22 protein-coding genes are annotated in these 20,699 nt (G+C 74.9%); 6 read left to right on the top strand and 16 right to left on the bottom strand.

Annotation, left to right across the window (positions count from 1 at the left end):
- Nucleotides 1–23: 23 nt before the first annotated feature.
- From ABKW28_RS08775 to ABKW28_RS08760, 4 genes are all read right to left on the bottom strand, one after another.
- Nucleotides 24–596 carry a PPA1309 family protein gene (locus ABKW28_RS08775; RefSeq protein WP_307823068.1) on the bottom strand — a complete coding sequence of 191 codons (573 nt, stop codon included), beginning with the start codon at nt 594–596 and terminating at the stop codon, nt 24–26.
- A gap of 26 nt (nt 597–622) precedes the next feature.
- On the bottom strand, nt 623–1,672 hold the full coding sequence (locus ABKW28_RS08770) for a PDZ domain-containing protein (protein WP_193667259.1): 1,050 nt from the start codon (nt 1,670–1,672) through the stop codon (nt 623–625).
- Between the two features lie 43 nt (nt 1,673–1,715).
- Nucleotides 1,716–1,946 (bottom strand): hypothetical protein, encoded by a 231-nt coding sequence (locus tag ABKW28_RS08765; protein ID WP_193667258.1) that lies wholly within the window; start codon nt 1,944–1,946, stop codon nt 1,716–1,718.
- 186 nt (nt 1,947–2,132) lie between these two features.
- Nucleotides 2,133–2,570, bottom strand: coding sequence for a molybdenum cofactor biosynthesis protein MoaE (locus ABKW28_RS08760; RefSeq protein ID WP_193667257.1), 438 nt, complete (start codon nt 2,568–2,570; stop codon nt 2,133–2,135).
- A 76-nt stretch (nt 2,571–2,646) separates the two neighbouring features.
- Between ABKW28_RS08760 and ABKW28_RS08755 the strand changes: the two genes are divergently transcribed.
- Entirely contained in the window at nt 2,647–4,056 is a 1,410-nt protein-coding gene (locus ABKW28_RS08755) for a zinc-dependent metalloprotease (protein ID WP_348608349.1), read from the top strand.
- Nucleotides 4,053–4,649 (top strand): NUDIX hydrolase, encoded by a 597-nt coding sequence (locus ABKW28_RS08750; protein ID WP_193667255.1) that lies wholly within the window; start codon nt 4,053–4,055, stop codon nt 4,647–4,649. Before ABKW28_RS08755 ends, ABKW28_RS08750 begins: the two co-directional genes overlap by 4 nt.
- Here ABKW28_RS08750 and ABKW28_RS08745 read toward each other — a convergent pair.
- Entirely contained in the window at nt 4,598–5,170 is a 573-nt protein-coding gene (locus tag ABKW28_RS08745; protein WP_193667254.1) for a M48 family metallopeptidase, read from the bottom strand. The two genes, ABKW28_RS08750 and ABKW28_RS08745, sit on opposite strands and share 52 nt — an antisense overlap.
- A 10-nt stretch (nt 5,171–5,180) precedes the next feature.
- On the bottom strand, nt 5,181–6,233 hold the full coding sequence (locus tag ABKW28_RS08740; RefSeq protein WP_348608347.1) for a PHP domain-containing protein: 1,053 nt from the start codon (nt 6,231–6,233) through the stop codon (nt 5,181–5,183).
- 84 nt (nt 6,234–6,317) lie between these two features.
- On the opposite strand from ABKW28_RS08740, the gene ABKW28_RS08735 reads away from it, so the two are divergent.
- Both ABKW28_RS08735 and ABKW28_RS08730 read left to right on the top strand, forming a co-directional pair.
- Nucleotides 6,318–6,476, top strand: a complete 159-nt coding sequence (locus tag ABKW28_RS08735; protein ID WP_011754982.1) for a DUF5679 domain-containing protein — start codon at nt 6,318–6,320, stop codon at nt 6,474–6,476.
- A gap of 90 nt (nt 6,477–6,566) precedes the next feature.
- Nucleotides 6,567–7,490 (top strand): hypothetical protein, encoded by a 924-nt coding sequence (locus ABKW28_RS08730; RefSeq protein ID WP_348608344.1) that lies wholly within the window; start codon nt 6,567–6,569, stop codon nt 7,488–7,490.
- Between the two features lie 10 nt (nt 7,491–7,500).
- Here the strand turns inward: ABKW28_RS08730 and ABKW28_RS08725 are convergent, their stop codons facing one another.
- The 6 genes from ABKW28_RS08725 to ABKW28_RS08700 all read right to left on the bottom strand — a co-directional run bounded on the left by ABKW28_RS08725 (nt 7,501) and on the right by ABKW28_RS08700 (nt 10,994).
- Nucleotides 7,501–7,662 carry a hypothetical protein gene (locus tag ABKW28_RS08725; RefSeq protein ID WP_193667252.1) on the bottom strand — a complete coding sequence of 54 codons (162 nt, stop codon included), beginning with the start codon at nt 7,660–7,662 and terminating at the stop codon, nt 7,501–7,503.
- Between the two features lie 75 nt (nt 7,663–7,737).
- Nucleotides 7,738–7,932 (bottom strand): hypothetical protein, encoded by a 195-nt coding sequence (locus tag ABKW28_RS08720; protein WP_193667251.1) that lies wholly within the window; start codon nt 7,930–7,932, stop codon nt 7,738–7,740.
- Between the two features lie 33 nt (nt 7,933–7,965).
- Nucleotides 7,966–8,130 (bottom strand): hypothetical protein, encoded by a 165-nt coding sequence (locus ABKW28_RS08715; RefSeq protein ID WP_193667250.1) that lies wholly within the window; start codon nt 8,128–8,130, stop codon nt 7,966–7,968.
- A 59-nt stretch (nt 8,131–8,189) separates the two neighbouring features.
- Nucleotides 8,190–8,471, bottom strand: coding sequence for a WhiB family transcriptional regulator (locus ABKW28_RS08710; RefSeq protein WP_193667249.1), 282 nt, complete (start codon nt 8,469–8,471; stop codon nt 8,190–8,192).
- 125 nt (nt 8,472–8,596) lie between these two features.
- Nucleotides 8,597–8,794 (bottom strand): hypothetical protein, encoded by a 198-nt coding sequence (locus tag ABKW28_RS08705; RefSeq protein WP_193667248.1) that lies wholly within the window; start codon nt 8,792–8,794, stop codon nt 8,597–8,599.
- 157 nt (nt 8,795–8,951) lie between these two features.
- Nucleotides 8,952–10,994, bottom strand: a complete 2,043-nt coding sequence (locus ABKW28_RS08700; RefSeq protein ID WP_193667247.1) for an ATP-dependent DNA helicase UvrD2 — start codon at nt 10,992–10,994, stop codon at nt 8,952–8,954.
- A 78-nt stretch (nt 10,995–11,072) separates the two neighbouring features.
- Here ABKW28_RS08700 and ABKW28_RS08695 point away from each other — a divergent pair, with 78 nt between their 5' ends.
- Nucleotides 11,073–11,351 carry a mycoredoxin gene (locus ABKW28_RS08695; protein WP_193667246.1) on the top strand — a complete coding sequence of 93 codons (279 nt, stop codon included), beginning with the start codon at nt 11,073–11,075 and terminating at the stop codon, nt 11,349–11,351.
- Between the two features lie 24 nt (nt 11,352–11,375).
- On the opposite strand, the gene nudC is transcribed toward ABKW28_RS08695, so the two are convergent.
- Nucleotides 11,376–12,284 carry an NAD(+) diphosphatase gene (gene nudC / locus ABKW28_RS08690; RefSeq protein WP_348608341.1) on the bottom strand — a complete coding sequence of 303 codons (909 nt, stop codon included), beginning with the start codon at nt 12,282–12,284 and terminating at the stop codon, nt 11,376–11,378.
- A gap of 63 nt (nt 12,285–12,347) precedes the next feature.
- Between nudC and ABKW28_RS08685 the strand changes: the two genes are divergently transcribed.
- Nucleotides 12,348–13,439, top strand: a complete 1,092-nt coding sequence (locus ABKW28_RS08685; RefSeq protein WP_348608338.1) for an NAD(P)-binding domain-containing protein — start codon at nt 12,348–12,350, stop codon at nt 13,437–13,439.
- Here the strand turns inward: ABKW28_RS08685 and ABKW28_RS08680 are convergent.
- Genes ABKW28_RS08680 through ABKW28_RS08670 form a run of 3 tightly spaced genes read right to left on the bottom strand, consistent with a single transcriptional unit; the run spans nt 13,427 to nt 20,654 of the window.
- On the bottom strand, nt 13,427–14,083 hold the full coding sequence (locus ABKW28_RS08680; RefSeq protein ID WP_348608335.1) for an SDR family NAD(P)-dependent oxidoreductase: 657 nt from the start codon (nt 14,081–14,083) through the stop codon (nt 13,427–13,429). The genes ABKW28_RS08685 and ABKW28_RS08680 overlap by 13 nt on opposite strands.
- Nucleotides 14,080–17,379, bottom strand: coding sequence for an ATP-dependent DNA helicase (locus tag ABKW28_RS08675; protein WP_348608332.1), 3,300 nt, complete (start codon nt 17,377–17,379; stop codon nt 14,080–14,082). The genes ABKW28_RS08680 and ABKW28_RS08675 overlap by 4 nt, the downstream gene beginning before the upstream one ends.
- Nucleotides 17,376–20,654 (bottom strand): ATP-dependent DNA helicase, encoded by a 3,279-nt coding sequence (locus ABKW28_RS08670; RefSeq protein WP_348608329.1) that lies wholly within the window; start codon nt 20,652–20,654, stop codon nt 17,376–17,378. Before ABKW28_RS08670 ends, ABKW28_RS08675 begins: the two co-directional genes overlap by 4 nt.
- Between the last annotated feature and the right edge of the window lie 45 nt (nt 20,655–20,699).

The raw sequence follows: 20,699 nt of genomic DNA, 5'->3' as shown, positions 1-20,699 counted from the left end.
CTCGTCGTTCATCTGGTGGGTCGTCACTGGTCGTCGTCGGTGAGGGTGGCGTCCAGCAGCTCCAGGAGCGCCGGCACGAGCTCGGCCCCGCCGACCACCTTGGTGTCGTCGTCGTGGCTGCGGAAGCGCATGGCGCAGTAGCGCGAGCCCTCGCGGGTCACCCCGGCCACCATCCGCAGCTCCTGGCGCGCCGGGTGCTCGCGGGCGTACGCCGCCGCCTCGTCGGGGTCCTCGGGCAGCTCGGCGTCGGCCTCGGGCGGCAGCACGAGCCGCTCGACGACCGCGGCGCAGCCGGTGACCTGGGCGGGCCAGGTGATGGTCTCGAGGACCCGCTCCAGCTGCTGGGAGGGGTCGAGCTGGTCCTGCTCGACCGAGGTCAGCGAGCCGCGCTCGGAGGAGTCGTCGAGGCCCATCGCGGCGGCCAGCTGGGGCTCGTGGGCCACCAGCTGGGCGGTGTCGACGAGCGCGAAGAGCCGGGCCGGCTGGTCCCAGCCGGCTTCGCTCGCGTGCTTCTCGATCTCGAGCACCGCCGCGGCCAGCGCGGGGTCGACGTCGAGGTCGGCCAGCTGGTCCGGGGGAACCGGGGTCTCGTCCACGGGCGTCTCGTCCACAGGGTCGGTCATCAGTCCTCGCAGCTCGGAAGGTCGGCGTCGGGGTCGTCGGCCCAGGCCTGGACCGCGCCCAGGGCGCTCTCGAAGGTCTCGGCGCGCACCAGGCGCGGGCTGCCGTCGTCGACACCCAGCGCCTCGTCGCAGTCGTCGGGGGGCACCAGGAAGAGCTCGGCGCCGTCGCGCTCGGCACCCGCGATCTTCTGCTGGATGCCGCCGATCGGGCCCACGGCCCCCTCGAGGTCGAGGGTGCCGGTGCCGGCCACGGTGCCGCCCCCGGTCAGGGAGCCCTCGGTGAGGGTGTCGTAGATGCCCAGCGCGAACATCAGCCCGGCGCTGGGCCCACCGATGTTGGGGTCGATGTTGACCGAGACGTCGAAGGGGTAGCGGAAGCCCTGGCCGGGGGTGAACCCGACGCGCTGCACGCCGTCCTCGGGGTCCTCCTCGGGGGTCAGCTCGACGTCTCGTCGCTCGTTGTCCCGCTCGACCTGCAGGGTCACCGACTCCCCCGAGGGCGTGTCGCGGATGGCGTCGACCAGCATCTGCGGCGACTCCACCGCCCGGCCGTCGACGCGCAGCACGACGTCGCGCACCTCGAGCTCGCCGTCGGCGGGGCTGTCGGGCACGACGTAGGCGACCTGCAGCGCCGACTCGACCTCGTAGTCGAGGGCCTCCAGGGCGTTGGCGATCGCCACGTCCTGCGAGGTCACCATCGACACCGCCCCCTGGCGCTCGTCCTCCTCGGCGGTGACGTCGTCGGGGTGCACGTAGTCGTAGGGCAGCACCGCCTCCTCCTCGTCGAACCACGCCCACATCAGCTCGGGCAGCGAGAGCCGCTTGCCCACCGGGCTGACGCTGACGGTGGTCAGGCGCAGCTCACCGGCGTCGCGGTAGGACTTCACGCCCCGCACCCGGATCGTCTCGGAGCCGTCGGGCTGGTCGAGCACGTCGACGGTCGGGCCGGGCTGGTAGGTGGCGTAGGGCAGGGAGGTGAACCAGGCCGCGACGAACAGCGCGAGCACCAACGGCGCCGCGACGAGGGCGGCGATCAGTCGCTGGCTCATGGCCACACCATCTCATCACGCCCCAAGAGCGCTGGTCAGCAGGTCATGAGGCCTTGCGAGCCCGGGAGGGGCGCACGGCGATGCCGGTGCTGCGGTCGCGCTCGGGGCGGGGGGCGGCGTAGCGCAGCGGCGTCTCCCTGGCCATCCCCTTGGCCAGGCGGCGCACCATCACCTCGCGGTCGACCTCCCGCGGGTCGCGCCCGGCCCAGCCGACCCAGCACATCGCCGCGACCGTGACCAGCACGGCCGGCAGCAGCCACAGCAGGATCTCCACCCCCCCAGGCTAGGGACCCCGCTCGGCTCCCCCCGGCTGCCACGCCGACCGTCGGTCGAGCAGCGAGGGCCGAAGGCTCGAGCGTCGCCGAGACCCCGCAACCGATCGGCGTACGCAGGGCGCGTCCCTCACCGGGTCTCGGCGACGCTCCTCGCTGGCGCTCGTCACTGCTCGACCGACGGAGGGTCAGGGGGTGCCGACCCACTCGTCCTGGCCGTCGGTGAAGCGCTGGTGCTTCCAGATCGGCACCTCGGACTTGAGGGTGTCGATGAGGTCGCGGGAGGCGGCGAAGGCCTGGCCGCGGTGGCTGGCGACGGTGGCCACCACGACGGCGACGTCGCCGATGGCCAGCGAGCCGGTGCGGTGCAGGGCGGCGACGCCCTGCACGTCGTGGTCGGCCGCGACCTGCTCGCACACCTGGCGCAGCCGGTCCAGGGCGGTGGGGTGGGCGGAGTAGTCGAGACCCACGACGCCCTTGCCGCCGTCGTGGTCGCGCACCCGGCCCACGAAGAGGGTCAGGCCGCCGGCGGCGTCGTCGTCGAGCGCGGCCAGCACCTCCTCGACCTCGAGCGGGGTCTCGCGCAGGTCGACGAGGCGGACGACAGGGGGCGTGCTGCTGGTCACGACCCGAGCCTACGGCGTGCCGGCGTGCCCCCACCGGGGCCTGCCGGCCTTGGGCGCCCCGGCGTAGCCTGGCCCCATGACTGACAAGCCTGCGGACGGCCCCGGAGACGGCGACGACGAGCAGCAGAACCCCTTCAAGGGCACGCCGTTCGAGCACCTCTTCGGTGCCGGCGGCCCGATGGGCGCCATGGGCGGCGCCGGCGGGCAGATGCCCGACCTGAGCGCGATGTTCGGCGGCAAGATGCCCGACCTCAACCAGATCATGAGCCAGATCCAGTCGCTGATGCAGCCCTACGACGGCCCGGTCAACTGGGACCTCGCGGTCGACACCGCCCGCAAGACCGTGGCCCAGCAGCCCGACCCCAGCCCGTCGCAGCGCCAGAAGGACGCGGTCGCCGACGCCCTGGGGCTGGCCGACCACTGGCTCGACGCCGCCACCGACCTGCCCTCGGCGATCACCAGCACCAGCGCCTGGAGCCGCGCCGAGTGGGTCGTGGGCACCCAGGAGGTCTGGCGCGGCCTGGTCGAGCCGGTCGCCGCGCAGTCCACCCAGTCGCTCTCGGGCGCCCTGCCCGAGGAGGCGCAGGCCATGGGCGGCCCGCTGCTGGGCATGCTCGGCACCTTCATGGGCTCGATGCTGGCCACCCAGGCCGGCTCGGGCATCGGCACCCTGGCCTCCGAGGTGCTCTCCGTCTCCGACGTCGGGCTGCCGCTCGCGCCCGCCGGCCGTGCGGCGCTGCTGCCGGCCAACATCGAGGCGTTCGCCGAGGGCCTCGACGTGGGCTACGACGACGTGCTGCTCTACCTGGCCCTGCGCGAGGCCGCCCACCAGCGCCTCTATGGCAGCGTGCCGTGGCTGCGCGAGCACGTGCTCGGTGCGGTCAAGGACTACGGGCGCGGCATCGACATCAACACCGAGGCCATCCAGGAGCGCCTCGAGGAGCAGATGCGCGGCGTCGACCCCAGCAACCCCGAGTCGGTGCAGCAGCTGCTCGAGGGCGGGCTCTTCGACCTGCCCAAGTCGCCGCTGCAGGTGGCCGCGCTCGAGCGCCTCGAGATCGTGCTCGCCCTCGTCGAGGGCTGGGTCGACGAGGTGGTGGGCCAGGCCACCGAGGCCAAGATGCCGGCCGCTGCCAAGCTGCAGGAGGCCGTACGCCGCCGCCGCGCCGCCGGCGGCCCCGCCGAGGAGACCTTCGCGGCGCTGGTCGGCCTCGAGCTGCGGCCGCGCCGGCTGCGCGACGCCTCCACCCTGTGGGGCTCGCTGCGCACCCGCCAGGGCCCCGAGGCCCGTGACGGCGTGTGGACCCACCCCGACCTGCTGCCGACCTCGGCCGACCTCGACGACCCGCTCGGCTTCCGCGACGAGGCGAGCGCGCCCGAGGCGCTGAGCGAGGCCGACTTCGACGCCGAGCTGGCCAAGCTGCTCGGTGGCGAGAAGTCGGACGACGAGCCGGACGACGAGCAGCGCGGCGACCAGCCCGAGTGAGCCTCCACGCCGACGCGCTGGCGCTGCTCTCGGGCTGGTCGGCCCCCGACGCCGGCCAGGAGGAGCTGCGTGAGCGCTACGTCGCGCAGCTGCGCGCCGACCCCGACGCGCTGCGCCGCGAGGGGCGCCCCGACCACCTGACGGCCAGCACCCTGGTGCTCAGCGCCGACCGCCAACGGGTGCTGCTGACCCTGCACGCCAAGGCGCGGCGCTGGTTCCAGCTCGGCGGGCACTGCGAGGACGCCGACCCGAGCCTGGCCGCGGCCGCGCTGCGCGAGGCCACCGAGGAGTCCGGGCTGGGCGACCTGCGCCTCGACCCGGTCCCGGTGCAGCTCAGCGCCCACCCGGTCCCCTTCTGCGGCGGCCCGTCCGAGCGCCCGGTGCACCACCTCGACGTACGGTTCGTGGCGCTCGCCGCCGACGAGCAGCACGCGCTCAGCGAGGAGTCCCTCGACCTGCGGTGGTGGCCGGTCGACGCGCTGCCCGACCCCGAGGCCGACCTGGTCGAGCTGGTGCGGCTGGCCCGTGCGCGCCTGGGCGCTCAGTCGGGCTCGTCGCCCTCGTCGCGCGCCGCCGACCAGCCCATCAGGTAGCCCTTCGCGCGCTCGGCCTGCGGGTAGTTGTCGACCCAGGCCCAGAACCGCTCGTTGTGGTGGGTCTCCACCAGGTGCGCCAGCTCGTGCACGATGACGTAGTCGACGACCCACTGCGGCATGTGCTGCAGCCGCGAGGAGATCCTGATGGTCCGCTCCCCCGGCGTGCACGACCCCCAGCGCGTCGACTGGTTCTCCACCCAGCGCACCGACTCGGGCACCGCGAGCCCGCCGAGGTAGCGGTCCGACAGGTTGCGCGCGCGATCCATCAGGTCGTCGTCGCTGGGCCGGCGCCGCTGCTCGGAGCGCTCGATGCGCGCCACCATGGTCGCGACCCAGTCGGCCTCCTCGGCGCGGGTCAGCGAGGCCGGCACCAGCACCACGATCCGGCCGCCGTCGCGGTACGCCGACACGGTGCGGCGGCGTCGGGCCGAGCGGCGTACCTCGACCTCGGGCGGGCAGGACGGGACCGACCCCGAGCGCGGGTCGTCGTCTGGCCGGGAGTCCGGCAGGACCGCCATGCCCCGAAGGTTAGCTGCTCGCCCACTCCAGGAGGCGCTGCTTGGGCCAGGTGTTGACGATCCGCTCCGGATCGATCCCGGCCGCCTCGGCGCGCTGGGCGCCGTAGGCCAGGAAGTCGAGCTGTCCCGGGGCGTGGGCGTCGGTGTCGATGGAGAACAGGCAGCCCAGGTCGCGGGCCAGCTCGAGGAGCCGGGTCGGGGGGTCGCGCCGCTCGGGGCGGGAGTTGATCTCGACGGCGGTGCCGCTCTCGGCGCAGGCCTCGAAGACCGCGCGCGCGTCGAAGGTCGACTCGGCGCGGGTGCCGCGTCCGCCGGTGACCAGGCGGCCGGTGCAGTGGCCCAGCACGTCGACGCGCGGGTTGCGCACCGCTGCCACCATCCGGCGCGTCATCGCCTCGGGCTCCATCTTCAGCTTGGAGTGCACGCTGGCCACCCGCACGTCGAGGCGGTCGAGCATCTCGTCGCTCTGGTCGAGCGAGCCGTCGTCGAGGATGTCGACCTCGATGCCCTTGAGCAGCGTGAAGCCGGTGCCGGCCAGGTGGTCGTTGACCGCGTCGACCACGTCGAGCTGGCGGGCGAGCCGCTCGGCGGAGAGCCCACGGGCGACCTTGAGGCGGGGCGAGTGGTCGGTGAGCACCTGGTACTCCCGGCCGAGCTCGATGGCGCTGAAGGCCATCTCCTCGATCGGCGAGCCCCCGTCGGACCAGTCGGAGTGCGAGTGCAGGTCGCCGCGCAGCAGCGCGTGCAGCTCCTCGCCGCCCTCCACCAGCGGCCCGCCGTGCTCGGCCTCGGCCCGCACCAGCCGGTCGGGACGCTGCCCGCGCACCGCCTGCTCGATGACCGTCGCGGTGCTGGCACCCACGCCGTCGACGCGGCGCAGGGTGCCGTCGGCGACCGCGGCGGCCACCGCGTCCTCGCCCATCGGCAGGATCGCCGCGGCCGCGCCGCGGTACGCCTTGACCTTGTAGGTGTCCTCGCGACCACGCTCGAGCAGGAAGGCGATCCGGCGCAGCGCGGCGACCGGTCCTTCGTCGTACGGCTCCTGGCTGGTCTGGTCGGCCACACCGGGCAGCCTAGGTGCCGTAGGGTCGTGGCGGCCCGGCGGCACCCGCCGCGGCGACCCGAGTCAGACAACGAGGAGGCCGTCATGGCGGAGACCTGGAGCGGCGAGTTCTACTGCGTGAAGTGCAAGGAGAAGCGCGAGGCGGAGGGCGAGGTCAAGGTCAACGACAAGGGCACCCGCATGGCCAAGGCCGTGTGCCCGGTCTGCGGCACCAACCTCAACCGCATCCTCGGGAAGGCCTGACCCAGACCGGCCCAGACCGGCCCAGACCGGCCCAGACCGGCCCTGTGGAGAGCCGGGGCGGCGCCGGCGCGGAGTCGGTAGGAATGGCACATGAGCCTGCCACCGGTACTGCCATCGGTACTGCCCGCGCGGCCCCGGCTGCTGCCCGGCGTCGGCGTCTACCGCCGCGACGACCGGCACCTCCAGGTCGGACTGGCCGCGCCGCGGCGCGTGGTGCTGGAGGACCACCCCGAGGTGCGCACCCTGCTGCGCTCGCTCGAGGCCCCCGGGCCGGGTGCCGCTCCGCCGCCCTGTCCACGCCGGGCGAGCGCGCTGGCGCTGCTGGCCGCGGCCGGGCTGCTGGTCGACGCCGACGAGCTCGCCGCCGGCCTGCGGGAGGCGCGGGAGGGCGGCGGACCCGACGCGGCCGGGGTGGCCGCGTCGTTCTGCGAGGCCCCGGTCGACGCACCCCGGCGCCTGCGCGAGCGCGCGCGGGTCCGGGTGCAGGTGCTGGGCGAGCCGGGCACCTGCGCCGAGGTCGTCGCAGTGCTGCGCGAGTCGGGCGTCGGGGTGTGCTCCCCCGGCGGCGGGCCGCCGACCCTGGCCCTGCTGGTCGGCTCCGAGCCCGACCGTGAGCTGGTCGACGACCTGGTGCGCGAGCAGGTGGCACACCTCCTGGTGACCGCGCACCTCGAGACCTACGTGGTCGGGCCGTTCGTGGTGCCGGGGCGCACGGCCTGCCTGCGCTGCCTCGACGCGCACGCCGGCGACCGCGACCCGCGCCGGGCGGTCGTGCTGGCCCAGCACGCCCAGCGCGCGCGGGCGCCTGCTGCTGCTCCCGAGCCCAGCGACCCCGTGCTGCGGCGGCTGGCGGTGGCGTGGGCGGTGCGTGACGTGGTGCGCCACCTCGACGGGCAGCGGCCCTCGACCTGGTCGGCGACCACGGCCCTGGGCCCCGACCTGGTGCCGGTCCGCTCGGCCCTGCTGCGCCACCCGCACTGCGGCTGCGCGTGGGACGAGCTGTCCTCGGCCTGAGCGGCCCTGCTCACCACCACTCGGAGTCGAGCTTGCCCTCCATGGCGCGCAGATGCTCGCGCGAGCAGGTGTCGCAGAAGACGCGGGTGCGCCCACGCTCGACGGCGGTCGACCACGACAAGGTGGCGGCCTCGTCGTCCTCCTGCCGGCCGCAGAAGTCACACGTGCGCATGGCCTCCACCCTAGGTGGCGCGACGCGGACGCGCAGGAGCCGGGCACGACAGGTGTCGTGCCCGGCTCCGTGCTGCTACAGCGCCCGGGCGAGGGCCAGGCGCGCCTGCTGGGCGGCGGCCTCGGCCTTGCGGCTCAGTCGCTGGGCCCGGGCCAGCTGGTGGCCGCGGCGAAGGGAATGCGCCTCTCCCAGGCGCGCGGCCATTTGTGCGCGGGCCAGATCTTCGTTCATCAAGCTCATGTCGTTGCTCCGGTTCGTGTGCGTGGTCATGGTGTCTCTGTCTCCCAGACGAGGTGGTGGCGCTCAGAGCGCCCGGGCGAAGGCGGTGCGGGCCTGGGCCGCGGCACGCTCAGCACGTCGGCTGAAGCGGTGCGCGCGAGCCAGCTCGTGATGGCGTCGCCGTCGTCCTGCCTCGTCGAGCCGGGCGCTGATCTGCGCCGCGGCGAGGGTGTCTGGCTGGATGTGCATGGTGGTCGTCTCTCTGTGACTGGTGCATGGGTGCTGCGGGAAAGGGTGCTGCTGGGGGCTCAGGCCGCCTGCTCGTCCTTGCGGGGCCTGCCTCGGGGCCGCTTGCGCGGGATCACGACGCCTTGGAGGAAGAGCTCACCGCCCCACACGCCCCAGGGCTCACGCCGTTCGAGGGCCCCGGCCAGGCACAGCTGGCGCACGGGGCAGTCGAGACAGAGCGCCTTGGCACGCTCGACGTCCTGGGGGGACTCGGCGAACCAGAGCTCGGGGTTGGCGACCCGGCAGGGCATCTGCTCGGCGGGCAGGGCCTCGGCGACGCGGTCGAGAACGCTGATGGTCATGGATGTCACCTCCTTGTCGACCTGGTAGCGGGTGGGAAACAACTGGGTGGGCCGCTGGTGGCAAAGACAAAGGCCGCGGATCCCGGTTTCGGGTTCCGCGGCCTGGAGGCTCTCGACGACTGCTCTCAGCAGGTCGGTGGTCTCCAGGCAGAGGTCCCCCGGGCGGCGGCGAAGCCGGCCTGGCCCTTCACGGCGCCGATGACGCCACGACGGTCACGATCGACGACGTGACCGGACGTGGGCAGGAGGGTGCCGTACGGGCGCGCAGTCGTCGCGGCGGTCATGGCCGTCATCGCGATCTGAGTGCTGAACATCTGCTCCACCTCCTCGTGGTCTCGTGCGCGGGCGTCGTCACTGCCCAGGTGCGCGTTTGCTGGTGCTGAGTAAACTAGCCGCCCCCTCGTGTAAGGGGCAAACCATTTATTGACTATTTCTCGAGAACTTTCTGCGGACCCCGTCAGCAGGGCGTGAAACGCCCGCTCAGCCCACGAGGCCGAGCACGTCCTCGCCGTAGCGGTCAAGCTTCTGGCGCCCGATCCCGCTGATGCGCAGCAGCGCCTCGGGGGTCTGCGGCTTCTGCTCGGCGATCAGCTCGAGGGTGGCGTCGGAGAAGACCACGAAGGCCGGCACCTTCTCCTCGCCGGCGCGCTCCTTGCGCCACTCGCGCAGCCGCTCGTAGAGCTCCTCGTCGTAGGAGGCCGGGCAGTCCTCGCACCGCGCCCGCTTCTTGTCGGCCGGGGTGCGCAGCGGGGTCCCGCACTCGCGGCAGCTCATCGCGCGACCGGCCCGCGTCGACCCCGCGGGCCGCGGTCGGGCCTCGTCGGGCAGCAGCGGGTCGAGGAACCGCGAGGGCTTGCGGGAGCCCCGGCCGCCGGGGTTGCGCGCCAGCGACCACGAGCACGAGAGCTCGAGCCGTGCGCGGGTCATGCCGACGTAGAGCAGCCGGCGCTCCTCCTCGACCGCCGCCGGGGTGTCGGCGTAGGTGATGGGCAGGGTGCCGTCCTGCAGCCCGCAGAGGAAGACGTGGTCCCACTCCAGGCCCTTCGCGGCGTGGAAGGTGGCCAGGGTGACGCCCTCGGCCACCGGGGCGTGCTGCTCGGCGGCGCGGCGGTCGAGGTCGTCGACGAAGGCGCCGGCGGGGTCGGCGTGGCCCTTGCCCTCCCCTGCCGCGAACTCCTCGGCCTGGTCGACCAGCGCCTGCCAGGACTCCCAGCGGTCCCGGGTCTGGCCCCGCCCGGTCGGCGGCGCCGAGGTCCAGCCCATCCCGGCCAGCGTCGAGCGCACGAGCTCGACGAGCTCCTCCCCCTCGCCGCTGCGCGCGGCGCCGCGGATGCGGGTCACCGCCTCGCGCACCTCGGGGCGGTCGAAGAAGCGGGCCGCGCCCCGGATCACGTAGGGGATCTTGCGCGCGGCCAGCGCCTCCTCGAAGGTCTCGGACTGGGCGTTGATGCGGAACAGGATGGCGACCTCGCCCAGGGAGGTGCCCGCTTCGCGCAGCTGCAGGATCCGCGCGGCGACCGCCTCGGCCTCGGCGACCTCGTCGGAGGCCGAGCGGTAGTCGACCGCGCGGCCCGAGGGGCGCTGGGAGCGCAGCGAGACGCTGGTGGTGGCCGAGCCCTCGAGGAGCGCGTTGGCCGCGGAGACGACCTCGGGGGTCGAGCGGTAGTTGCGGACCAGCTCGACCGACGTGGTGCCGGCGTGCTTGGTGGGGAAGTCGCGCAGGTAGTCGGCGTCGGCCCCGGCGAAGGAGTAGATGGTCTGCGCGGGGTCGCCGACCACGCACAGCTCGTCGCGCCCGCCGAGCCACAGGTCCAGCAGCGCCGACTGCAGCGGCGAGACGTCCTGGAACTCGTCGACGACGAAGTACTTGTACTGACGGCGAACCTGCGCGGCCACCCGCTCGTCCTCGGCGAGCATCCCGGCGGTCAGCAGCAGGATGTCCTCCATGTCCATGCGGCCCTCGCCGCGCTTGACGTCCTCGTAGGCGGCGAAGACCCGCGCGACGGTCTCGGCGTCGTGACCGGTGACGCTGCGCCCGCGTCGGGTGGCGACCCGGGCGTAGTCGTCGGGGTGGACGTTGCTGACCTTGGCCCACTCGACCTCGGAGGCCAGGTCGCGCAGCAGCGCCTGGTCGACCCGCAGCCGCTGGCGGCGCGCGGCGCCGGCCAGCAGCGGGATCTTCGACTCCGTCAGGCGGGGCAGCTCGGTGCCGTGCACGTGGGGCCAGAAGTAGCGCAGCTGGCGCAGCGCGGCGGCGTGGAAGGTGCGCGCCTGCACCGCACCGGCGCCCATCGAGCGCAGCCGCTGGCGCATCTCGCCGGCCGCGCGGGTCGTGAAGGTGACCGCGAGGACCTCGGTGGGGGTGTAGACCCCCGAGGCGACGCCGTAGGCGATGCGGTGGGTGATCGCCCGGGTCTTGCCGGTGCCGGCACCGGCCAGCACCCGCACCGGGCCGCGCAGCGCCTCCGCGACCTGGCGCTGCTCGGGGTCGAGCGCGGTGAGCAGGGCGTCGGGGTCGGGCATCAGGGGGAACAACTCCGCTTCGGACGTGGTTGGTGTGGGGACCGATCACACCCTAGATGCCGGAGGCGACAGCCCGAGATGAGCACCGAAGCACCTGTGGAGACCACCCCCACGACCGGGTTCACGATGTACAGCACCCCGTGGTGCGGCTACTGCCACCGCCTGAAGTCGCAGCTCGACCGCGAGGGCATCCCCTTCACCATCGTCGACATCGAGCAGGACCCCGCGGCCGCCGACGTCGTCATGGAGGTCAACAACGGCAACCAGACGGTGCCGACGCTGGTCTTCTCCGACGGCAGCGCGATGACCAACCCCTCCCTGGTGCAGGTCAAGGACAAGCTGGCTGCCCTGGCCTGACCGCGCGGCCAGGCCGGGCGCGCCTCACCAGTGGCCGGGCAGCGGGCCGCCGTACCAGTGCTCGACCAGCGAGCGGCTGATGGAGACCCCGCCCGGCAGCACCAGCCTGCCGGCCTCGGCCTGCTCGCGCATCTCGGCACGGGTGAACCAGCGCGCGTCCTCGAGCTCGTCGTGGTCGACCTCGATGGCGGTGCTGGTCGCCCGGGCCGTGAAGCCGACCATCAGGCTCGCCGGCAGCGGCCACGGCTGGTTGCCGAAGTAGGTGACCTCGCCGACGTGGACGCCGGTCTCCTCGAGGACCTCGCGGCGCACCGCGTCCTCGAGGCTCTCGCCGGGCTCGCAGAAGCCGGCCAGCGTGGAGAACCGGCCCTCGGGCCACACCGACTGGCGCCCCAGCAGGCAGCGCTCGTCGTCGCTGCCCGGCTCGCCGTGCGCGACGACCATGATCACCGCGGGGTCGGTGCGCGGGAACTGCGTCTTGCCGCAGCGCGTGCACACCAGCTCGTGGCCGGACTTGCGGGGTTCGAGGTCGCCCGCGCAGCGCGGGCAGAAGCGGGTCACGAAGAGCCACTCGGCCAGGCCCAGCGCGTGGAAGACCAAGGGGGCGTAGGCCAGCGCGTCGTCGGCCAGCGAGGGCAGCAGCCCGCGTAGCGGCACCCAGCCCTCGCCCTGGCGCGAGAGGCCCGCGTCGGTCACGACCGCGAACCAGGCCCGGCCCTCCCACTCCCCCAGCAGCACCCGCAGGCCCTCGGGTGCCTCAGCCGGCGCCACCCACTCGACGCGGCCCTCGACAGGGCGGATGCGGGTGCCCGAGACCACCAGGACCCGGCTCCCCGGGTCGGCCCAGCGCTCGTCGAGCCAGGCGTCGTCGGTGCGGTGCAGCGCGACGCGGTCGTGCGGGTCGGCGGCCATCATCTGGTGCGGGTAGCTCACGGGCGCGACGGTAGCGCGCGGGACGGGCCGGAACACCGGGACCCCGGGGCGCGTTCCACCGGGGTGGAGATCTGGGACAGCATCGTGGTCGGCGCCGGCCAGGCGGGGCTCTCGGCCTCCTTCCACCTGGGCAGGCGCGGCGTCCGGCACCTGGTGCTCGACGCCGCCGCGGCCCCGGGCGGCGCGTGGCAGCACCGCTGGGACTCGCTGTCGATGGCCGACGTGCACGGCGTGCACGAGCTCCCGCACGACCCTCGCGCCCCGGCGACCGGGCCCGGGGCGCCCGGCCGCGACGACCGGCCGGCCAACCGTGCGGTGCCGGCCTACTTCGCCGACTACGAGCGCCGGCACGCGCTGCCGGTGCTGCGCCCGGTGCGCGTCGACCGGGTCACCGACGGCCCCGGGGCACTGCTGAGCGTGCACGCCGGCGAGCGCACCTGGCTGACCCGCACGCTGGTCAACGCCTCGGGCACGTGGTCGCAGCCCTACGTGCCGGCCTACCCCGGCGCCGCCGGGTTCGCCGGGCTCCAGGTGCACACGCGCGGCTACCCCGGCGCGGAGGCGTTCCGCGGCCGCCGCACCGTCGTCGTCGGCGGCGGCGCCTCGGCGGTGCAGCTGCTCGGCGAGGTCGCGCTGGTCACCGACACCCTGTGGGTCACCCGGCGAGAGCCGGTGTGGCGCACCGACGACTTCACCAGCGAGGCCGGGCGGGCCGCGGTGGCGCTGGTCGAGGACCGGGTGCGCCGCGGACTGCCGCCCGCCAGCGTGGTGGGCGTGACCGGGCTGGCCCTGCGCGAGCAGGAGCGGGCCGCGGCCGCGCTCGGCGCCTACGACCGGCAGCCGATGTTCGCCTCGCTCGAGCGCGACGGCGTGCGCTGGGCCGGCGGCCGCTTCGAGCCGGCCCAGGCAGTGCTGTGGGCCACCGGCTTCCGCCCGGCGGTGCGCCACCTCGCGCCGCTGCACCTGCGCACCCGCGAGGGCGGGATCCGGCTCGACGGGCGCGGCACCACCGCGGTCGACGACCCGCGGGTGCAGCTGGTCGGCTACGGCCCCTCGGCCAGCACCATCGGGGCCAACCGCGCGGGGCGGCACGCGGCCGCCGGTGTCGTCTCCGCCCTGCGTGTGGGCCGCGACGGCGCGGCTCAGGCCGGGTAGGACACCTCGGGGCGCCAGTCCGCGGCCTCCTGGTGGGCGGCCTGCCAGATCGCCTCGGCGACCGCGTCGTGGCTGAAGGTGCCCTCGCGGGCCAGCGCGCCGCGCACGGTCACCGAGACCGCGCGCACCCCCTCAGGGGCCAGGGTCGCGTCGAGGGAGCGCACCAGGTTGCGCACGCCGGCCTTCTGCACGCCCAACGACGCGGCTGCGGCCGACGGCTCGTCGGCGGCCATCGAGCCGGTGACGGTGACCCGCGAGCCCGGGCGCAGGTAGGGGTGCGCGGCCTGCACGGCCACCAGCAGCGCCCCGACGCCGAGCCGCACGTCGTCGAGCAGCCCCTCGACGTCGAGGTGCAGCGGGTCGGCCTCGCGGTAGGCGCTCGGGTTGACGTGCAGCAGGTCGATGCGCCCCAGCCGGCGCCCCAGGTCGGCGACCGCCCCGCCCCCGGTCACCGGATCGGAGACGTCGGCGACCCGGCGCTCGACCCGCGCCGGCACCAGCGTCGAGGCCAGGTCCTCGAGGGCGCTCTCGTCGTTGCCGACCAGGCCGACCGCCCAGCCGTCGGCGGCGCAGCGACGCGCCAGCGACCCGCTGACGCCCGGCCCGGCCCCGACCACGACGACGACCCGCTGCTCCACGCTCATCCCCCGACTCTACGACCCTCTACGCCCCCCTCCGACCCGGTCAGCAGCGCCTCGAGCCGTTCCCGGCCCGGCAGGTCGAGGGGCTCGACGAGGTCGCCGGTGCGCACGTAGTAGAAGCCGGCGCGGACCTCGTCGGGCGCCAGGCCCTCGAGCTCGGCCCACGCGGTGCGGTAGAGCGCGAGCTGGAGCGGGTCGGCGTCGGCGCGGCGGTTGGTCTTCCAGTCCACGAGCAGGAACGAGCCGTCCGGCTCGCGGAAGACCGCGTCGATGCGGCCGCGCACCACCTGCCCGGCGAGCACCAGCGCGAACGGCGCCTCGACCGCGTAGGGCACCCGGTCGGCGAAGGGGCCCTCCTCGAAGCGGCGCACCAGCTCCTCGAGGTCGGCCGCGTCGTCGATGCCCTCGTCTCCGCGCCCGGGCAGCTCGTCGGGGTCGAGCAGCGGCTGCTGGCCGAAGCGGGCCTCGACCCAGGCGTGGAAGCGGGTGCCGAAGCGGGCCGCCGGCGACGGCGGGCGCGGCATCGGGCGGACCAGCTCGCGCGCGAACGTCTCGGGGTCGTCGCGCAGCCGCGACAGCGCGGTCACGGAGATGCTGCCCGGAAGCGGCACCTCGACCTCGGGGCTGCGCTCGCGCCGTGCCTCGGCCAGGAGCCGCTCGAGCTCGTCGTCCCAGGTGTCGAGGACCGAGCGCTCGACCAGGTCGGCCTGCTGGTCCCACGCGCCGCCGCGCCCGGACTCGAGCTCGTCGACGGCCTCGGCGACGAGCTCGGCGGCCGCGAGCCGGCGCAGCGCCTCGGCGGTGTGCTCGGTGACCGGCCAGGGGTGCTCGGGCACCTCGGCCTGCAGCAGGGGGTTGACCTCGCTCTTGTCGGGGCACTCGCGCCAGGCCAGGGGCGCCACGTCGGCCAGCGCCAGGAAGTCGCGCACGACGACCTGGTAGGGCGAGGGGCCCAGGCCGCCCTTGCGCCCCTCGGTCCACACGTAGGACGAGACGACCAACCGGTGCCGCGCGCGGGTGAAGGCCACGTAGCCCAGCCGCAGCTCCTCGGTGGCCTCGTGCTCCTTGGTGTCGGTCTCGAGGCGCTTGAGCGCCTCGGCGTCGTGGCCGCGCAGCTGGGGCAGGTCGCGCTCGTCGCCGCGCAGCGGCGTCGGCAGCATCTCGAGGCGGCGCGGCCACAGGCCGCGGCTGCGGGTGTGCGGGAACTTGTCGCGGCAGGTGCCGACGAGGAAGACCACGTCCCACTCCAGGCCCTTGGCGCGGTGCACCGTGAGCAGCTTGACCGAGTCGGCCTCCGACGGGGTGGCGGCGTCGAGACCGTTGCCGAGCTCGTCCTCGGCCTGCAGCCAGGCCAGCAGCGAGGTCAGGCTCACCGAGCCGTCGATGGCCTGGAAGTCCGCGACCGCCTTGACGAAGATGTCGAGGTTGTCGCGGCGGGCCCGCGCGGCCTCGCTGACCGAGGCGGCCAGCTCGAGGTCGATGCCGCAGGTCTCGATGATGCGGCGCACCAGCTCGAGCAGCGGCTCGCCGACGTGCCCGCGCAGCATCCGCAGCTCGGCGGCCAGCAGGGCGAAGCGCTCACGGGCCGCGGCCGAGTAGGGCCGCTCGCCCGGGTCGTCGAGCGCGTCGCACAGCGCCGGCACCTCGGTGGGGTCGGCGCCCGAGACCGCCTGCTCGAGCTCCTGGCCCAGCGCCTGGTCGCCGGCGCCCGCGCGCCCGCGCCGGGCCCCGGCGAGCTCCTCGGCGCGCTGGCCCAACAGCGCCAGGTCGCGCGGGCCCACCGCCCAGCGCGGGCCCGTCAGCAAGGTCAGCAGGTCGGCGTTGGCGGTGAGGTCCTCCAGCAGGGTCAGCGTCGCGAGCACCTCGGCGACCTCCGGCAGCCGCAGCAGGCCGCTGAGGCCCACGATCTCCACCGGCACCTCGGCGGCGCTGAGCGCGTCGAAGACGTCGGCGGCGTGGGCGTTGTCGCGCACCAGCACCCCGACCTCACGCCACGGCGTCCCGGCCCGGTGGGCCGCCTGCACCTGCTCGGCGAGCCAGCCCAGCTCCTCGGCGTACGTCTCGTGCACGGCCACGTCGACGACGCCCTGGGCGGTGGTGCCCGAGCGCAGCGGCGCCACCATCGGGAACTGGCGGTAGAGCGGGTCGGCCAGCGCGTTGGCGACGTCGAGGATGCGAGTGTCGGAGCGGCGGTTGACGCTGAGCCGGAACCGCGCCACCTCGCCCCCGTCGCCGCGGGGGAAGTCCTCGCCGAAGCGCAGGATGTTGGAGACCGACGCGCCGCGCCAGCCGTAGATCGCCTGGTTGGGGTCGCCCACCGCCATCACCGGGTGGCCGCCCCCGAAGAGCCGGCGCAGCATCCGGGCCTGGGCCACCGAGGTGTCCTGGTACTCGTCGAGCAGCACCACCTTGAACTTCTCGCGCTCCTGCTCGCCGACCTCGGCGTGGCTCTCGGCCAACCGGGCGGCCAGCGCGATCTGGTCGGAGAAGTCCATCAGCCCCAGCGCGTGCTTGAGCCGGCGGTACTCCTCGACCAGGTCGAGGGCCTCGGCGCGGCGGGCGAAGGCGCTGGCGACGTCGTCGCGGGTCTTCTTCGTCCCGGCCAGCAGCGCCTCGGCGAAGCGGGGCGCCTGCGCGGCGTCGAAGGCGCGCAGGGCAGCGACGTCGACCAGGTGCTCGCTCAGCGCGCCCTCGAGGCGCAGCACGTAGTCGATCACGTGGCGCGGGCTGTCGGAGAGCAGCTCGACGCGGCCGGTGTGCCGGTCGATGACCCGGGCGGCCAGCTGGTAGCGCGACGCGTCGGCCATCACCCGGGTGTCGGGCTCGTGGCCGATGCGCAGACCGTGCTCGGAGAGCAGCGCCGAGGCATAGGCGTTGTACGTCGACACCGTGGGCTCGAGCAGCTCGACGGCCTCCTCGTCCTGCGCCTCGCGCCCCCCGCCGTCGTGGCCGTCGTGGCCGCCCGGGCCGAAGCCGGCGCGCTCGAGGGCGTCGCGGATGCGCTGGCGCAGCTCGCTGGCGGCCTTGGTGGTGAAGGTCAGGCCGAGGACCTCGTCGGGGCGCACCTGGCCGGTCACCACGAGGTAGACCACGCGCGCGGCCATCAGCGTCGTCTTGCCCGAGCCGGCGCCGGCCACCACGACGGCCGGCTCGAGGGGCGCGCGGATCGCCTCCCACTGCTCGGGGCTGGGCGGGAAGTCGGCCTGCATGATCTGGCGCAGGTCCTCGGGGGTGTGCACCTCACGGATGCACGGCGCGCTCACGACGGCGCTCTCGACGGCGCTCTCGACGGTGCTCACGACAGGACCGTCCCCGAGGTCTTGGCCGGGCAGAGGGGCTGGAAGTCGCAGAAGTCGCAGTGCTTGCCGGGCCGGGCCACGAAGTCCTCCTCGCGCACCGCTCGCGCGGCCGCCATCAGCTGGTGCTCGATCGTGCGGACGCCCTGCTCGTCGGGCTCCTGGGGCGCCTGGGTCTGGACGGTCAGCCGGCCGCGCGCCTCGTGGCGCAGCTGCCACAGCTCGGCGCCGCCGGGCGGGGCGGTCGAGGGCTCGCCGCGTCGCTCGGTCAGGACCTCGTCGACCGCGCCGTGCTCGACGGCGAGCTGGTAGAGGCCCAGCTGGGGGTGCACCGTGATCTCCTCCCCCGTCGGCTTGTACTTGCTGGTCTTGAGGTCGATGACGACCACCCGGCCCTCCGCGTCGACCTCGAGCCGGTCGGCGTAGCCGTGCAGGTGCACCTGCTGGCCGTCGGGCAGCTCGACCCTGGTGCTGATCCGCTGCTCGGTGGCCAGCACCTCGCGCGCCTCGGGGCGCTGGTGCCAGGCCAGGAACCGGGTCAGGGCCTTGCGCACCTCCTCGCGCTCGCGCCCGCCCGACCAGGGGGTGCGGAAGGGCAGGCGCGACCAGACGGCGTCGACGTGCTCCATCAGCGCCTCGACGGGGTCGGGACCCGACAGGTCGACCTCGCCGCGGCTGATCCGGTCGGCCAGGGCGTGCACGACGTTGCCGAAGCCCTGGGCCTGGGTGGCGGCCCGCGCGCCCCCGGCCTCGGACTCCAGGAACCACTTCGCCGGGCACTGCTCGAGCGTGGTCAGCGCGCTGGCGGAGAGCCGCACCGGCTCGTCGGGCTCGCGCACCGGCTGCGCGGAGGCGGTGAAGGCGCGGGTGCCCCACCAGGTGGCGGGGTCGGCGGCCGGCACCCACGCCGTGCCCTCGCGGTGCTGGGCGCCCAGGCGGGCCAGGCGCTCGGCGGCCGCGTGGCGCAGCACCTCGGACTGGGTGTCGTCGGCGACGGTGCGCCGCAGCTCGGCGACCAGCCCGGCCAGCGACAGCGGCCGCCGGGGCCGCCCCTGCACGTGCTGGGGGGTCGGGCCGAGCTCAGCGAGGAAGCGCGAGGCCTGCTCCCCGTCCTCGTCGGGCGAGGCGACCGCCGTCACGACCAGGCGCTCGCGGGCCCGGGTGCAGGCGACGTAGAAGAGCCGTCGCTCGTCGGCGAGCAGCTCGCGCGCCGATGTCGGGGGCACCAGGTGGCCGCTGCCGATCCGGTCGGCCTGCAGCAGCGTGGAGCGGCGGCGCAGGTCGGGCCAGCCCTCCTCCTGCACGTGTGCCACGACCACCAGGCGCCACTCGAGGCCCTTGGAGCGGTGGGCGGTCAGCAGCCGCACGGCCTCGCCGCGGATGCCCTGCTCGGCCAGGGTGTCGGCGGGGATCTGCTGGGCCACCAGGGTGGAGAGGAAGGAGGCCAGGCCGGTGTGCCCGCGGCGCTCCTCGACCCGGGCCGCCTCGTCGAAGAGGGCGCACACGGCGTCGAGGTCGCGGTGGGCGGTGCGCCCGCCCTGGCCGCCGCGGGTGGAGGCGGACTGCAGGCGGGCCGGCCAGTCGGTGCCCGACCACAGGTGCCAGAGCAGCTCCTCGGCCGAGGCACCCTCCTCCACCAGGACGCGCGCCTCGCGCAGCAGGCGCGCCAGTCGCGCGGCCCGCGCCACCGCAGGCAGGTCGGCGCCAGGGGCACCGGCGAGGTCGTCGAGCACGCCCTCGTCGACGACGGCCGCGCGCAGCAGCTCGGGAGAGCTGCGCGGGGCCGCGCCCTCGTCGGCCTCGGCGACCCGCTGCTTCTCGCGCGTGCGCAGCAGCCGGGCCAGCACCCGCACGTCGGCCGCGTCGAGACCGGCCAGGTGGGAGTGGAGCAGGGCCTGCGCGTGCTGCGCGTCGAGGTGGTCGACGCTGCGCGGGTCGTCGTCGTCGAGGTGCAGCACCGCCGTCAGCGCGTCGACGAGGGTGCGAACGGCGGGCTCGCCGACCAGCGGGGTGTCGTCGCCGGCGACCTCCACCGGCACGCCGGCGGCCAGCAGCGAGCGGCGCAGCCCGGGGATCGAGGTGCGCCCCGAGCGCACCAGCACGGCCATGTCGTCCCATGCGACGCCGCCCTCGAGGTGGGCACGGCGCAGCAGGTCGGCGAGGTGCTCGGCCTCGGCCCGCTCGGTGTCGTAGGTCAGCACCTGCACCCGGCCGTCGCCGTGGTCGCCGACCGGCACCGGGGCCAGGAAGTCGTCGCGGGCCCCGCTCTCGATGGTGCCGATCAGCGGCAGCCGCGCCGCGACCCGCTGCGAGCAGCGCAGCAGCGAGGCGCCGAAGCGGCGCGTGCCGCGCAGCACGACCGTGCCCGCGGGGCTGCCGTCGCGCCGGGGGAAGGTGGTGGGGAACTCCAGGATGCCGCGCACCTCGGCCCCGCGGAAGGCGTAGATCGACTGGTGCGGGTCGCCGACCACGGTGATGTCGCGCCCGTCGCCGGCCAGCGCCTGGAGCAGCGCCACCTGGCCGGGGTCGGTGTCCTGGTACTCGTCGACGAAGACGTGGCGGTAGGTGGCGCGCAGCTCGTCGCGGTGCTCCTCGGCCAGGATCGCGGCCCGCCGGATGAGGTCGGCGTAGTCGATGGCCCCGCGCGAGTCGAGCACGTCGAGGTACTGGTCGAGGAACCACCCGGCCGCGACCAGCTCAGCGCGCCCGGACTCGGCTCCCAGACGGCGCAGCTCCTCGCCGTCGAGCCCCTTCTCGCGGGCCCGGGCCAGCACGGCGTGCACCTCGCCTGCGAAGCCGCGGGTGCCGACGGCGTGGCGCAGCCCCTCGGGCCAGCGCACCGACTCGGGGGCGTCGGTGAGCAGCTGCTGGAGCACGACGTCCTGCTCGGGGGCGCTGAGCAGCTGCAGCGGGCCCTCGTAGAGCTCGGCCGGCTGGTGCTGGCGGATCAGGCCGTAGGCGAAGGAGTGGAAGGTGGTGCCGATCGCCACCGCCGAGGTCAGGCCCAGGCGGGCGGTGACCCGGTCGCGCAGCTGCTCGGCGGCCTTGCGCGAGAACGTCAGCGCCAGCACCTGCTCGGGCCGGGCGCCCTGCTCGATGCGGTGCACGATCGTCTCGACCAGCGTCGTGGTCTTGCCCGTGCCCGGCCCCGCCAGCACCAGCAGCGGCCCGCCCGGGTGCTCCAGCACCCGGCGCTGGTGCTCGTCGAGCGTCGGCACCGCCGCCGCCTGCTGCGGCGCGGCGAGCCGGTAGGTGGTGGTCGCGGCGGGGCTCCTCATGGCGACCATTCGACCACCCGGCACCGACAGCCGCCGCGGCCCGGC

The organism is Nocardioides sp. 31GB23 (genome assembly GCF_040012395.1).
Taxonomy (GTDB): domain Bacteria; phylum Actinomycetota; class Actinomycetes; order Propionibacteriales; family Nocardioidaceae; genus Nocardioides; species Nocardioides salarius.
This window is presented reverse-complemented; position numbering and strand designations above follow the sequence as displayed.